The sequence below is a fragment of the Dietzia alimentaria 72 genome, from assembly GCF_000226215.1.
Lineage (GTDB): Bacteria > Actinomycetota > Actinomycetes > Mycobacteriales > Mycobacteriaceae > Dietzia > Dietzia alimentaria.
Window position 1 is genome coordinate 19,358 of the sequence record NZ_AGFF01000010.1, and the last position, 14,426, is coordinate 33,783.

A 14,426-nucleotide genomic window follows, 5' to 3' on the forward strand; every position below is an offset into this window, starting at 1 on the left:
AATGTTCACGGGCGGCGTTGTTCGTACGGGCGGCGGAGCCAGCGCAGGTGCTCGGTGTCGCCTTGTAGTTCCAGTCTCCTCCACAGGACGCTTCCGGGGACCGCCTGGCTGGGGTGGCGGTCGACGGCGGCGCGTTGGGCGGTGCGGTCGACGGTCAGTATGACGTCCACCTCCGACATCGGTCTGCCGCGAAATCCGGTGAACCCCTCGTCTGCCAGTGTTCCGCAGATCTCGTCGGGCAGAGTCCAGGCCAGTACCGGCAGTTCGTCACTGTCCGCCACCCGGATGGCGGCGTGGGTGGCGGCCAGGTGGTCGGGGTGGCCGCTGATTCCAGTGGTATCAAAAGTGATGATCCCGTCCGGCCGAGTTGCGGCGACCGACTGTCGGACCTCGGCGTCGAGGACGGGCTCCGGGAGGTCGTGCAGACCGCCGTCGGGTAGGGAGCGCAGATCAACGGACCGAACACCGAGCGCATCGCCAGCGGACCGGAGTTCGTGCTCGCGAATCCGCGACAGATCTCCCTCGATCCCCTGTAGCGTCGACGCTTCGCCGCGGGTCAGGCACAGAACATCTACTGTCGCGCCCGAGGCGACGAACGCGGAGATCGTGGCGCCGAGGCCGAACGACTCGTCGTCAGGGTGGGCTACCACCGCCAGAACGTGGTCCCAGAAGGGCAAAGCCGTGGAGCTGCTCATGGTGGCGTTCCTTCCTCGGGCTCCGCGCGCAGGCGCTTGATACCCGATAGGGTATCGGAGTTCCGATGTGTTCGTGCGACCGTGGGTCCGAGTCCAGGGGTGGGAATGACTGATAGAGATGCACGCCGAAACACTGAGTACAACACGTTGTTCTCGCACAGTTGGCCGGTGTTGAATTCGGTACTCGGACGCCTGGGCCTGGCTGATTCGCGTAGACGACTCGTCGCGGGGCTGCAGGGCACGGTGGTGGAGGTGGGTGCGGGCGACGGGGTGACGTTCCAGCACTATCCGCCCGAGGTCACACGCGTCGTGGCAGTGGAACCGGACCCGCATCTGCGTGCCCGGGCCCGCGAGCGTGCGGCGGGCGCGCCGGTCCCCGCCCACGTGAGCGGTGGTGTCGCGGAGTCTCTGCCGTTGGCGGACGGCGAGGCCGACGCCGTGGTGTTCAGTCTGGTCCTCTGCACCGTCTCGGACGTGTCGGCTGCGCTCGCAGAGGCCCGACGTGTGCTGGCCCCGGGAGGTGAACTGCGACTGCTGGAACACGTGCGCGCCGAAGGCGCGTTGGGCGGGGTCGCAGACCGCATCGCCCCGGTGTGGGGCCACTTCGGTGGTGGCTGCCGACCGAACCAGGACACTCGGGCACTGGTCGCGGAAGCGGGCTTCGACGTCGCAGGACTGCGGACGCGACCGTTTCCGCCGTTGGTTCCGCTCATGCCGATGATGACCGGCACCGCCAGGCTCCGCTAAGCAACGTGTCGTCGTCGTCGTCGTCGACCCGACCCGACCCGCACGGTTTAACCGGCGTGCACCTCACGCATCGGTGGCCGCTCGCCCGGAGCCACCCGAACGGTCTCGGCCACGAACCCGCCGCCATCCGGATCGCGCCGGTGCAGGGTCAGCGACTCGCCGGGCGGCTCGGCGTCGATCACGCGACCGTGCCGCTGCAGCCTGGTGAGTACGGCGAGGTGCTGGTGCATGGCCATCACGGCGAGCGCGGAGTCGGGGGAATTCCGGTGCACGCGTCGTCCCAGGTCAACCTGACTTAGTGTGTCGAGACCGTACGCCTCGTAGAGGTCGATGAGGATTCCGATGTCCACCCCATATTCGCCGGCGAAGGGGATCGACTCGAGCGCCTCGCGTGTCCCGGCGTACTCCCCGCCCAGCGGCTGGATGAACCCGCCCAGCGCGGGCCAATGGGTGGCGAGCAGAGGTCGGGCAACGAGCTCGGTGACGCGGCCACCGCCGGCGGGCAGGACCGTGCGACCGTCGTCGAGGGGCCGGTCAAAGGCGCCCTTGCTGAACACCACGCCAGTCTCGGTGAGCAGCGGGCCGAGCAGGCCCACAGCGAAGCCGGGATCGAATTCACGCAGGTCAGAGTCGAGAAACGCGACGATATCGCCGTTGGTGGCGGCCAGTGACTTCCACAGCGCCTCCCCCTTGCCCGGGGCGTCCCCGTAAGCAGGGAGGATGTCGCCCTGCGCCACAACCCGGGCGCCGGCGGCCCGCGCGACATGGGCGGTGGCGTCGGTGCTGTGGGAGTCGACGACGACGAGCTCGTCGATCAACGGAACGCTTTCCACCAGTTCCGTGCGCAGGGCGGCGACGATCGCACCGACCGTCGATTCCTCGTTCCGGGCGGGTAGAACCACGGAGATTCGCCGCCCGGCCTTGGCGTCCGCCAGGTCGCTGGGGCGGAAGTCGCTCGCGCGGTAGGTCCGTCGCGCCGACCAGGCACGAACCGCGTCGGCCCGGTCCGCGAGCGTCGTCCGCGAGTTCTCGGTCACCCCCGCGATCCTGCCAGAGCTACAGGCCAGGTCAGTAGATGGACCGCATCCGACGAGGTCACGGGGAAGACGAGGGCCTGCGCAATACGGTCCATCGTGACCGGCCTGGATCCCGGGATGGTGACCCTGGCACACCAGGGCGCGGCCGCCTACCGAGACACCTACGAGCTGGTGTGGCGCCACCGAGCCGAGCGGTCCAATGCCACCTGGCAGGCCGACCACACCGAACTCGACATCCTCATCCTCGACGCCAACGGGCGACCCGCCCGGCCCTGGCTGACCGTCATCCTCGACGACTACTCCCGGGCGGTGTGCGGCTATATGGTCTTCCTCGGCGCACCGTCTGCGATGAACACCGCGCTGGCGTTGCGGCACGCGATCTGGCCCAAGAGCGATCCGAACTGGCCGATGTGCGGACTGCCCGATGTGCTCTACGTCGATCACGGCACCGACTTCACCAGTCACCATCTCGCCCAGACCGCCAAGGACCTGCACTTTCAGATCATCTACTCGACCATCGCCCGACCACAGGGCCGAGGCAAGATCGAGCGAATCTTCGGCACAATCAACACCGAACTCCTTGCCGAACTGCCGGGCTACCTCACCCGCGGTCAGCGGCACCCCGAGCCGATACTGACGCTGCCCGAACTCGACACCACGATCGGCGAGTTCATCAGCGCCAAGTATCACCACCGCACACACCCGGAGACCGGCGACAGCCCCTACCGGACCTGGATCGGCGACGGGTGGCTTCCCCGCCTGCCCGAGACCGTAGATGATCTCAACCTGCTGCTGCTCACCGTGGCCAAAACGCGCATCGTCCACCGCGACGGAGTGCGCTTCCAGGGCCTGCGGTACGTCTCGCCGCTGCTGGCCGCCTACGTCAAAGAACAGGTCGTGATCCGTTACGACCCCCGCGACATCTCCGAAATCCACGTCTTCCACAAGAACCAGTACATCTGTAAGGCCGTGGACCCCGATCACGCATCGACCACCGTCAGCCTCAAAGACATCCAGCACGCACGCGCAGCCCGCCGACGCGAGCTACGCGGCCAGATCACCGAACGCATTGCCGTCGTCACCGGCCGCCAAGACCCCTCGTTTCCGGCCCCGCCGGCACCAACCCCACCCACCCGGAGGAAGACGAAGCTTCGCACCTACCTGGAGGATGACTGATGTCTCCGCAACGGTTTATCGCCACCAAACAGCACCGCAGATTCGTCGAGTTCGCCGACGCCGTACGCCGGCAACGCACCATTGGCATCTGCTACGGCCAAGCCGGGATCGGCAAGACACTGTCCGCCAGACGGTACGCGAACTGGCACAAAGCCGAGCGACTCCTCGAAGAATGGGGCCCACGCGATGACTCCGACTTCCCGATCTATGCCGCGCTGGCCAGAAAACGGACAGTCTTCTACACCCCCGCGGTCCTGAGCACTCCGCGTCAGGTCAGAGACGATCTCACCGGCCTGACGGTCCAGGTATCTGCGTGCATCGACGAGCATCTGATCAACACCGGCGAACTGCAGACACGACCCAGAACCCTGCGCAAGTACGTCGAGCTGATCATCATCGACGAGTCCGACCGCCTCAATGCCACCGCCCTGGAAATGGTGCGAGACCACTACGACCGCGACAACGTCGCCGTCATCCTCATCGGCATGCCCGGGATCGAGAAGAGATTCAGCCGCTACCCGCAGCTTTACAGCCGCGTCGGGTTCGCCCACGAGTACCGGCCGCTGAGCAAAGACGAGCTGCGATTCGTGCTCGAACGTCGCTGGCCCAAATACGGCCACCCCCTCGACCCCGACGACTTCACCGACGCTCAAGCCCTCGCCGCGATCACACGGATCACCCGCGGCAACTTCCGCCTCGTCGACAGACTGTTCACGCAGATGGAGCGCATCATGCAGATCAACGAGCTCAACACCATCACCGACGACGTCGTCGAAGCCGCCCGATCCACCCTAGTCATCGGCATCACCTGACACCGCCAAACGAACCTGCGAAATCCCGCCAAACGAAGCTGCGAGTCACACCATCGCTGCTGTGTCACAGGGTCGTGTTCGGAACTTATGACACGACTTCCCGTCGGGTCTAGTGTCTATTGATACAGATTCCGGGCGAAAGGGTCTTCTCATGGCTGATCGGATCGGGACGTTGCTGAACCGTTCGGGTGACGGTGGCGAGGAGGTGCTCATCGTCAGTCGCGGGAGCGTGCGGACGCGGTTCCGGCGCCGGGACGAGTTGGGTTGGAACTTTCGGGTGGAGTCGACGGACTCGGAGAACGTCGTCGAGCGGAATCCAAAGCGAAAGCCAAGGACGGATCCGAAACCGAAGCCGAAGCCGGCTCGCCGGGTTTCGCGTCCTCGTGGGCAGCGGGTGGCCTACGTGCGGGTGTCGGCTGCCGATCAGAACGAGGCGCGTCAGCTCGAGGCGGTGGGGGAGTGTGACCGGGTCTATATCGAGAAACAGTCGGCTCGCTCGCGTGCTGATCGGGTGAAGCTCGCCGAGTGCATCAGGTATCTGCGAGATGGTGACGAGTTGGTGGTTGCGTCGATGGACCGTCTCGCTCGCTCCCTGGTCGATCTCAAGCAGATCGTTGGCGAGATCACTGCGAAGGGTGCAAGCGTGGAGTTCGTCCACGAGCGGGCCACCTACGCCGCCGGCGCCCAGGATCCACGCGCCGATCTGATGCTCTCGCTGCTCGGGGCGTTCGCCGAGTTCGAGCGGGCCATCATCCGTGAACGCCAGGCCGAAGGTATCGCCATCGCCAAGAAGAAGGGCAAGTACAAGGGACGCAAACGCGTCCTGACCGAGGAGCAGATTGACAAGGCCCGCGGCCGCATCGAGGCGGGGGAGGGGCCGTCGGCGATCGCCCGCGATCTAGGTGTTGGGCGATCGACGTTGTATCGCGCCCTCCAACGACATGCGACGTAGATGGGGAAGGGGGAGCGGCATGGGTGGGTGGTCGCCAGTGGGCGTCGAGGGGCGTATCGCAGCGTTGCTCGAGACCGGGACCGTGGGCGCTGTCCGAGACCTCTTTCCCTACGGGGTGCGGATCCTGTGTCCGATCACGCTCCGTACGGGCCGCGAGATAGTGCCCCATAGAGTGGTGTAACTCGGTGGCCGAGATCGTCAGCAACGCCCGTGTCGTTGACGAATGTAGAGCGGCCACCGCGTGATCCTTCGAGTCAACCTTCTACCGAATCCTCGAACGGAGTCATCACGATGACCGCACCCCATATTGTCGACCCTGCAGGCCTGCTTAGCCAAGCCCTGACCGACGCATCCCCGGATCTGATGCGCGAGCTGCTGGGAGACCATGATCAACGCCCTGCTGTCCGCCGACGTCGACGCCGTATGCGGCGCCGAGTGGAACGCCCGCTCGTCAGAGCGCACCAACTACCGCAACGGTTACCGCCACCGCCCCCTGGACACCCTGATCGCGGCGAACCTGCCCGGCGCCGCGTGGCAGCGCTGCCGCACCCACTACGCCGCGAACCTGATGGCCGTGTGCCCCAAGTCCATGTGGCCGGCCGTGAAAGCCATGCTGCACAGCGTCTACGGCCAGCCCACCGCCGAGGCCGTCAACGCCCAGTTCGACCGGCTCTTGGACTACACCGAAGGCCGGCTACCCGACGTGGCCGAGCACCTTGGGGATGCCCGGGAGGACCTGCTGGCGTTTATCGCGTTCCCCGACGACGTGTGGCGGCAGATCTGGTCCAACAACCCCACCGAGCGGCTCAACCGGGAGATCCGCCGCCGCACCGACGTCGTGGGGATCTTCCCCAACCGGGATGCCATCGTCCGCCTCATCGGCGCCGTCCTGGCCGAGCAGACCGACGAATGGGCCGAAGGCCGCCGCTACCTCGGACTCGAAGTCCTCAGCCGCTGCCGACTCACCCTGACCACCAGCCCCGCCACCAGCCAGGCGACGGAGGTGAGCACCGATGACCTTATGCAACTACCCGCCTGACCACCCACGAAGGGTCACCATTCAGTTCCACCACTACCAGGGGCTTGACCACTCCGGATCCGGAAGGGCCGTTGAAGAGCCCCGTTCCGCGTGCGAAGCTTCGCCAGTCGCCGAAGTAGGGGCCCGCGGTTAGTTCCACGAAACTCCGGCGAGTTGGCCACGTGGCTCGCTCCCGCCGAGGTCCCGGCCGCCACCCTGGCGTGGATCCCTGCCTCGAGGAGCGTCTCCACCACCCCGGCCGTGTGCGCTGCATGCCCCCGCCCTCGAAGAGTACGGCGACGTCTGGGGCTGTGGGGGCGTGTGATGTCACCCTCCCAGACTATTGGGGAACCCACCGACCCGACCGAGGAGGTGGACCCCGCCGGCCCCACCGAACCCTGTGGCCCGCTGGACCCCACCGAACCGGTGCCGTCCACCGACCCCGGGGTGCCGAGCGAGCCGTAGGGCACCAGCTCCGGAATCAGCGGACCGCCGGTCAGGGCGGGCGCGGGCTCGATCGGCCGGCCGTCGTTGGGTTTACGCCAGCCGCCGTAGCGGAACGCCGGCGAATCCGGGTCCTCACGGTCGGCGATAACGAAGTAGTCCATCTGCGCGTACTCGGCCGTGAGGTCGAGCAGGGCGAAGCCGTGCCGGTCGAGTTCGATCATCCGGATGTGCCCGTTGGCGGCCATGAACGCGCCGGCCGCCGAGTGCGAGAGCGCGTTGCCCTCGGGGAGGCCCAGCTCGTCGTCGATGTTGTTGCTGGTGATCGAGGACGCCACGAACTCGGCACCGGCGATCCCCTCGGTCGCGTACGCGGCCGCGTTGTACGGCACGTCGCAGGCCCAGTGCGAGTCGACGTCGCCCACCACGAACACGCAGTTCGTCAGCTCCTGCTCGCGGATCACGTCCAGCAGGCGGCGCCGCTCGGCGGGGTAGCCGTCCCACTGATCGGCGTTGAAGGTCAGCCCCTCCTCGGGGAGGCCGAAGAGCCTGGCGACGGCCCCGGTGGTCCGCGGGTCGAGCGGCGGGATCTTGACGGGGGAGATCATGACCGAGTTGCCGATGACGTTCCAGCGCGCGGTGGAGGTCCGCAGGCCACGGGCCAACCAGTCGAACTGGGCGGCGCCGGTCATGGTGCGGTTGGGGTCGTCGATCACCTTCCCGTCGGTGATCTTGCCCTGCTTGGACCGGTAGGAACGCAGGTCGAGCATGTTGAGCTCGGCGAGGCTGCCGAAGCCGAACCGTCGGTAGAGCTGACCGCCCTCCCGCTGGGCCTGCGGCCGGATCGGCAGGTACTCGGAGTACGCCTGCCACCCGGCGGCCTTGCGGTTGGCGTACGGGCCGTGGACCAGGGGGTTGTGGTCGAGCGAGCCGTCCGACCAGGCGTCGTCGGCGATCTCGTGGTCGTCCCACGTGCAGATCCAGGCGGCGCGGGAATGGAGTGCCTGGAGGGAGGGATCGGTGTGGTACTGCGCGAAGCGGCGCCGGTAGTCCTCGAGGGTGACGATGTCGTGCTCCGGGTCGTGCCGGCGGACGACCTTGCCGTGCTTCCCGGGGTAGCCGCCCACTCGGTACTCGTAGATGTAGTCGCCGAGTTCGAGGACGTAGTCGAAGTCCTCGCGCTCGGCGAGCCGCTGGTAGGCGGCGAAGTAGCCGGCCTCCCAGTTGGCGCAGGAGACCACGGCGAAGCGCAGGTTGTCGACGGCGGCACCGGCGGCCGGGGCGGTCCGGGTGCGACCGACAGGGGAGGTCTGCCCCGCCGCCGTAAAGCGGTAGTGGTACTCGGTCGAGGCGGCCAGTCCGGTCACGTCCACGCTGATCGTGTGGTCGCTGTTCGGCGTCGAGACCACCGAGCCGGTCTTGACGATCGACGAGAACGCCGGATCGCTCGCCACCTCCCACGACACGATCGTCGGCGTGCCCATCCCGGACCCGGGAAACGCGTCGGGGCTCGGAGTGACGCGGGTCCAGATGATCACGCGATCGGGCATCGGGTCTCCCGAGGCCACGCCGTGGCGGAAGGCACCGAGGGCGGGGTAGCCAGCGGAGGGCGGCAGGCCCTGCGCCGCGGCCGTCGGCCCCGTCACCCCGGCCGCGACTGCCACCGCGCCTCCGGCCGCCGCTCCCTTGAGCAGGGTGCGCCATCGGATACCGGCGGTGGTGGTGTGGTCGGTTCCGGTCACAGTGGCCTCCTGGCGATGGAGACGACTGGGGGCTGGCGGATTCGATCAGCGGGTACAACGAACCCGGCCATCTCCGAGGTGATGGCCGGGTCCGGGTGGTGCGTGATGCTCTGGTTCGACGGGCGGGCCGCTCTAGCTGCCGCCGTTTCCGCCGATCCCGCCGGTGGAGTTCCCGTTGGCGCTGCCCCCGCCCATGAGGCTGCCGACCGCGTCGCCGAGCGAGCTGGAGTCGAGCGAGCCGACGAGACCGGACTCCGGGGTGATCCCGTTGGTGGGGGCCGTGCCGCCCTCGTAACCGGCGAAGCGGTAGATGTTCTTCGCCGGGTCGGTGCACACGAAGAACGCGCCGGCCTGGAAGTCGGTGCGGGCACCCGCGCTGGGACGGTTGAGGTTGGCAGTCCAGTCGTGGGTGGCGCCGGCGTTGACGGTGAACTTGGTAACCGTGCCCTGGTGACCGACCTGCTTGGCCGCCTGGAATGCGTCGTTAATCGCCTCACGCTGGGCGTAGGCGTCACCGAAGAGCTGCGCACCGCTGCCGGAGGGGAGCAGTTTGAGGATTCCGGCGAGGTCGGCGTTGACGCCGATGGTGCCGACAAACGGGACCGAGAAGAAGTCGGCGTCGAGGACCGGGTCGGCCTTGTGGGCGCGGGTCGCGTAGTAGTCGAACATCGCCTTGGCCACCGTTGCCTCCGAGACGAGGCCGCCGTACGGCGAGGTTCCGGCGGGGCCCGCACACGTGAGGGTCTTGTCGGAGGTGTTGGCGAAGGTGCCGGTCACCGACGTGGCGTCGGCGGCGGCGTCGGCGACTGTCACCGTGGCCAGCGTCGAGCCGTCGATCACGGTCGTGCCCGGGTTGTTGTCGCCCGGGATAGAGTTCTGGGCGGCTGCGGGGCCGGCCATCGTGGTGGCGAGCAGGGCGGCCGAGGCGAGCGCGGCGCCGGTGCGGAAGTAGCGGGGCATGACTGTCACTCCTGGTGGCGTCGGGTCAGGGCTGCGGATCGGTGGCCGGGGGCGTGGGCGCGGCGGCCTGCTCGTATCCGGCGAAGACGTAGTTCTTCTTGGTCACGGTGTCCTGGCAGAAGAACAGCCCGGCGGCCTCGAAGTCGGTGCGGACGTTGCTCGCGGAGATCCCGAGTGCGGCGGTCCAGTTGACGGAGCCGTTGGCCGGGACCGTGATCGTGGTAGCGGCTCCGGCCTTGGGGTCGCCGGTGTGACCGTTGATCCTGGCCAGTTCCTGCATCGCACGGATCTCCAGCATCGCCGAGGGGCCGGCGCCGAGCATGGTGCCGAGGCTCCCGGACGGCAGGAAGTCGTACAGGCTACCGATGGGCACGGGGTCGCCGACCGGGGCCTGGATACCGCCGATCGGGTAGTAGAGGTTGGCCCTGTAGTAGTCCATGGCCTTGCGGACGACGGCCGCCTCGGTGAGGGCGTTGGGGTACTGCTTGGCCGCGACACCGGGGGTGTAGCACGAGAACGCGTTGCCCGTGGCGTTGGTGAGCTTGCCGGTGACCTGGGTGGCGTCGGCGGCCGCGGCATCGACCGTGACGGTGACGGCGGTGCTGTCGGTGATGACGGCGAACCCGGACGGGTCGGCGCCGGGGACCTGAGCCACTGCGGTGCCGGCCGCGCCGACGATGACGCCGGCGGCCGCGGACAGCGCCGCGGCCCGGATGGCCGCGGTGGTGAAGCTGATCATGGGGATCTCCTCGTAATGGGGTGGGTGCGCTGGGGAGGGGGTTCGGCCGGTCAGGAGCCCGACGATCCTGTGGGGAGCGATCCCATGTTCGGGAGCGAGCCGCCGCCCGCGGAGCCCGAGCCGCCGGTCGCCGGCGCAGTACCACCCTCGTATCCGGCGAAGGCATACACCTGACCGGTGGAGTCGGTGCAGGTGAAAAAGGCGCCGATCTGGAAGTCCTGGCGCGCACCGGCCGTGGGGTCGCCGAGGGTGGCGGTCCAGGTGCGGCTGGTGTTGGCCGGGATGGTGAGGGTGGTGATCTGACCCGCCTGGCCGATGAGCCGGGCCGCGGTGTACCGGTCGCCGATCTCGCGGCGCATGCCCATGTCGGGGCGGAGGTAGCCGGCGATCGCCGCGGGGATGTAGGTCTCAACGCTGCCGAGGTCGACCTTGTAGGTGCCCGCGATGGGAACGGCGACGCCCACCTCGATCGGCGGCTGCCACGGGTACTGCTTGTAGTACGCCATGGCGGAGGCGACGATGTCGGCCTGGGTGACGTCACCGGTGGTGTCGCCGGTGCCGACCGGACCCTGGCACTTCATCTCCGTGCCGGTCCGGTTCTGGATGGAGCCGGTCACGGTGTCCGGCGTGCCGTCGTGCGCGTTCACAGTCACGGCGATGTCGGTGCTGTCTACCACGACCACCTTGGTGGTGGTGTCGGCGCCGGCCTGCGCGCCCGCCAGGGCCGGGGCGGAGACGAGCGCCCCGACGGAGAGACTCGCGACGGCGAGGGCGCGGACAGTTCTGGTGCGGTCGGTCATGGTGCCCTCCTGAAGGGAAGCGAGCGGTCGGTCCGTGCTTCCTCGGACCGTGCGAGAGATAAACAAACTCCGAGTTGACAGCTAACGGTTTTTCACCCGAGACTCGGGCAGGTGCTGAGCGAATCCTATGCGGCTATTCCGACCGGTCGCAACAGGGCCTCTATCGTCAATATCTTCTCACACGTAGGTTCACGGTGTTACCTTCGTATGTCCAGTTTAAGTCACTGCAGGTCACGCAAATGTGACTGGTGCCACTGTGAACTGCAGTGACAGGAGTGCTATTCCGGAGGTGCGCCTTGCCGATTCCTGTTCCCCTAATCGGCCCCTTTGATTCGTCGAACGTGGTGCTACTGTCTGAGGCGAGTCTGAGGCGAGCTTGAGTAGCGCATTTACTTGTTCCGGAGTGCCCCGGCTCGCCCTCATCCCCCGAATCCCTGCCACGACAAGAGGAGTCACCGTGCCCATCACGACAACAGCGCTGAGGTCCGCCGCCGCGGCCGGCGCAACGCTCATCATGGCGGTCGGGGGCGCGGCCGCCGTCGCCCCTGCCGCCCACGCGCAGGCCGCACCGGTGTCGGAGACAGTCCCGATCACGCACGGCTGCAAAGTCTGGGGCAGCGGCGTCCAGTCCGCGACCGTCTCCCCAGACAACGTCGACGTCACCTACCCCGAGACCGTCGCACCCGGTCAAACCTTTGACGTGTTCCTCCAGCCGGGGGCGATGACCTCGGGCACCGACAGATTCGCCCGGTTGACCTACGATTTCGCACTTCCCACCAACGCGACAATCATCGGTGTATCGCTCGCAGGAGGGGAGCAGGGGATCACGACACCCACCAGTCCCGACGCCCTCGCCGTGGTGCGCACCAACGCCTCCGGCACTACCGACGCGAACGGATCGTTCGCCCGGATCTGGGGCGGACAGTCCGGCTACTGGGGCTCGAACAGCTCTTCGTCCGGCAATAACCGCGGAATCGTCGTGGAGTCCAATACAGCATTCCGTCTGCCCAAGGTCAAGGTCACGATGTTGGCACCCGTGGGCGCTGCCGGAACCACGATCTCGGTGTCCCCGAAGGCTGTCGGCAAGACCGGCAACGATGCTTACTCCAGCGGCTCGGCGTCCGCGATCCAGTGGATCGAGGGTACCGGTAACCGCAACATCTTCTGCGCTTCCGGCGCCACCCCCGCCACCCTCACCTCGACGCGTGTCGAGGGCGAAGCCGTCCAGCTCGACAGCACCACGACCATGACCGCCGGCGGGCAGGTGGAGTCGGGGACCACCGGCACGCCGATCTCCGCCAAGGTCACCGTCCCGGGCGCGTCCGCGTCGACCATCGACGACGGCAAGGTCGAGTTCTACATCGGCGAGACCAAGATCGGCGAGGCCAACCCCAACTCGACGGGCGTCGCCTCGATCACCCACGACTTTCCGGCCCTGGCCGAGGGTGAGACGTCCAAGGCGTATCAGGTCCACGCCAAGTACGCAGGGGTGCCCAACTCGATCAAGCCCAGCGAGAGCGGGCCGACCACGTTCACCGTCGTGCGGGAGATCCTCAACTACTACGACACCGCCACCACGGTCACGGCCACCAAGGGCACTGAGGCGGGCGGCACCGTCCCGGTGACCGTCACCGCCAACGTCAGGTCCACCCCATCGTCGACCATCCCCGGTGCCGTCAAGGTGCAGTTCTACAAGGACGGCGTCGCCATGGGTGAGCCCGTCGCGATCTCCGGCGGCAGGGCCACCGTCACCGACTCGGTCCCGGCGATCGAGGAGGGCGGCACGGCGAAGGACTACGTCTACAAGGCCGTCGTCACCGAGACCCGCGTCCCCGACACGAAGAACGTCTACCGCGGCAGCGAGGGCTCCACGACCCTCACCATCTCGCCCAAGGTGTTCAACGACATCACCTCGTCGGTCGTCCTCTTCGCCGAGCAGGGCGCCGCGGCCGACGGCAACGTCCCAGTGACCATCAAGGCCAACTTCACCACCACGCCCAACCGCAACTACCCCACCGGGGCCACGGCGCAGTTCTACCGCGACGGCGAGGCGGTCGGCGAGCCGGTGGCGATCACCAACAAGACCGCCACGTTCACCGACTCGGTGCCCGAGGGCGACGCCACCTACCGCTACCAGGTCAAGTACACGGGCGCGACGGTCGGCGACGACCGCTTCAAGCCCGTCGACAGCAGCCTGCTCACGGTGAACATCGGCAAGGGTGGCACGACCCCGCCCACGCCCGGTGACGACGGCGGGTTCATGGGATCCCTCCGCGATCTCTTCGGGAGCATGTTCGGCTCGCTCGGTAGCTGATCGGCCCCATCGAACAGGACCCCGGTCCGGCATCACGCCGGACCGGGGTCCCGTCGTAACGACGCCAGTTCGACTCGGTGCGCCGTCGCCGGCGGCTAACCCGCGGCTAGCCCCGGTGATTCACGGGTCGGTGCGACTGAACCGCTGTGAGTCTTGGGGTGGCTGGTCTGGGACCGGCTGGCAAGGGTAGGAGTTGGCCGCGTCACTCCGTTCGTGACTCATGAACCGCCCGGCCCCTACGGGGTGCCCTACTGGGGATTTGTCCGTTCGGGGTGAGGCAGCCGACGCCGTGCTGGCCCACCTCGGTGACTTGATCAGAAGGCTGTCCGCTCCACAAGGAACGTGACTCATCACAGTGCTGCCCCGAAGTGACTCCTACCCAGACCGGCGCCGGCCACCAGCGGCCGGACCGCTGTCCCTGAGTAGGAAGGACCCCAGCCGCTATGACCATCGTCGCGCATGCTCACCCATTCGTCATCGGCGTCGACACCCACGCCCGCAATCACGCCTTGGCAGTCCTGGCTGCCACCGGTGAAGTCATCGACACTGCCCGATTCCCGACCTCCTCCGGGGGGATGGCGCGCGCGATTTCGTGGGCCACCCGCCGCACCGGCGGCGATCAGTCCGCCCTCTGGGTGATCGAGGGAGTTGCCTCCTACGGTGCCGGACTGGCCGCGGCCTGCGAACAGGCCGGCTACGAAGTCGTTGAAGCAGCCCGGATGAACACCCGGGCCAACCGAGGGGTGGGCAAATCCGACCCGCTGGATGCTCATCGCATCGCTGCTGCAGTGCTCACTCTGGAGTGCGACCAGCTACGCCGGCCGCGCATGGCCGACGGTGTACGAGCCGCGCTGCGGGTACTCGTGACCGCCCGCGACCACATGACCTCCGAGCGCACCGCCACCATCAACGCACTGATCGCGCTTCTACGTGTCGTCGACCTCGGAATCGACGCCCGCCGGGCACTGACTGGGACACAGCTCCTCGCCG

Annotated in this window: 12 protein-coding genes and 1 pseudogene; 7 read left to right on the forward strand and 6 right to left on the reverse strand. The window is 67.6% G+C overall.

What is annotated here, in order from left to right; translation table 11 throughout:
- Positions 1-5: 5 nt before the first annotated feature.
- Positions 6-695 carry a PIG-L family deacetylase gene (locus ON04_RS05810; RefSeq protein WP_010540648.1) on the reverse strand — a complete coding sequence of 230 codons (690 nt, stop codon included), beginning with the start codon at positions 693-695 and terminating at the stop codon, positions 6-8.
- 168 nt (positions 696-863) lie between these two features.
- On the opposite strand from ON04_RS05810, the gene ON04_RS05815 reads away from it, so the two are divergent.
- Positions 864-1,442, forward strand: coding sequence for a class I SAM-dependent methyltransferase (locus tag ON04_RS05815; protein ID WP_010540649.1), 579 nt, complete (start codon positions 864-866; stop codon positions 1,440-1,442).
- Positions 1,443-1,489: 47 nt separating this feature from the next.
- Here the strand turns inward: ON04_RS05815 and ON04_RS05820 are convergent, their stop codons facing one another.
- Complete coding sequence (locus tag ON04_RS05820; RefSeq protein WP_010540650.1) at positions 1,490-2,479, reverse strand: glucosyl-3-phosphoglycerate synthase; 990 nt, start codon at positions 2,477-2,479, stop codon at positions 1,490-1,492.
- 96 nt (positions 2,480-2,575) lie between these two features.
- Here ON04_RS05820 and ON04_RS05825 point away from each other — a divergent pair, with 96 nt between their 5' ends.
- The 4 genes and pseudogenes from ON04_RS05825 (at position 2,576) to ON04_RS15725 (ending at position 6,458) form a co-directional block, all read left to right on the forward strand.
- Positions 2,576-3,655, forward strand: a complete 1,080-nt coding sequence (locus ON04_RS05825) for a Mu transposase C-terminal domain-containing protein (RefSeq protein WP_010540651.1) — start codon at positions 2,576-2,578, stop codon at positions 3,653-3,655.
- Complete coding sequence (locus ON04_RS05830; RefSeq protein WP_010540652.1) at positions 3,655-4,467, forward strand: AAA family ATPase; 813 nt, start codon at positions 3,655-3,657, stop codon at positions 4,465-4,467. Before ON04_RS05825 ends, ON04_RS05830 begins: the two co-directional genes overlap by 1 nt.
- Before the next feature lie 151 nt (positions 4,468-4,618).
- Positions 4,619-5,419 carry a recombinase family protein gene (locus tag ON04_RS16145; protein ID WP_010540653.1) on the forward strand — a complete coding sequence of 267 codons (801 nt, stop codon included), beginning with the start codon at positions 4,619-4,621 and terminating at the stop codon, positions 5,417-5,419.
- A gap of 291 nt (positions 5,420-5,710) precedes the next feature.
- A pseudogene (locus tag ON04_RS15725) lies at positions 5,711-6,458 on the forward strand (transposase).
- Between the two features lie 14 nt (positions 6,459-6,472).
- On the opposite strand, the gene ON04_RS05845 reads toward ON04_RS15725, so the two are convergent.
- The 4 genes from ON04_RS05845 to ON04_RS05860 form a co-directional block, all read right to left on the reverse strand.
- On the reverse strand, positions 6,473-8,623 hold the full coding sequence (locus ON04_RS05845) for an alkaline phosphatase D family protein (protein ID WP_010540655.1): 2,151 nt from the start codon (positions 8,621-8,623) through the stop codon (positions 6,473-6,475).
- A gap of 132 nt (positions 8,624-8,755) precedes the next feature.
- Complete coding sequence (locus ON04_RS05850) at positions 8,756-9,583, reverse strand: hypothetical protein (RefSeq protein WP_010540656.1); 828 nt, start codon at positions 9,581-9,583, stop codon at positions 8,756-8,758.
- 25 nt (positions 9,584-9,608) lie between these two features.
- Positions 9,609-10,322: a hypothetical protein gene (locus ON04_RS05855; protein WP_010540657.1), complete on the reverse strand. Its 714-nt coding sequence runs from the start codon at positions 10,320-10,322 to the stop codon at positions 9,609-9,611.
- A 50-nt stretch (positions 10,323-10,372) separates the two neighbouring features.
- On the reverse strand, positions 10,373-11,122 hold the full coding sequence (locus ON04_RS05860) for a hypothetical protein (protein ID WP_010540658.1): 750 nt from the start codon (positions 11,120-11,122) through the stop codon (positions 10,373-10,375).
- Positions 11,123-11,579: 457 nt separating this feature from the next.
- Here ON04_RS05860 and ON04_RS05865 point away from each other — a divergent pair, with 457 nt between their 5' ends.
- Positions 11,580-13,436, forward strand: a complete 1,857-nt coding sequence (locus ON04_RS05865; RefSeq protein ID WP_010540659.1) for an Ig-like domain repeat protein — start codon at positions 11,580-11,582, stop codon at positions 13,434-13,436.
- Positions 13,437-13,879: 443 nt separating this feature from the next.
- The coding region (locus ON04_RS05870) for an IS110 family transposase (RefSeq protein WP_010540660.1) at positions 13,880-14,426 on the forward strand (547 nt) is incomplete at its 3' end.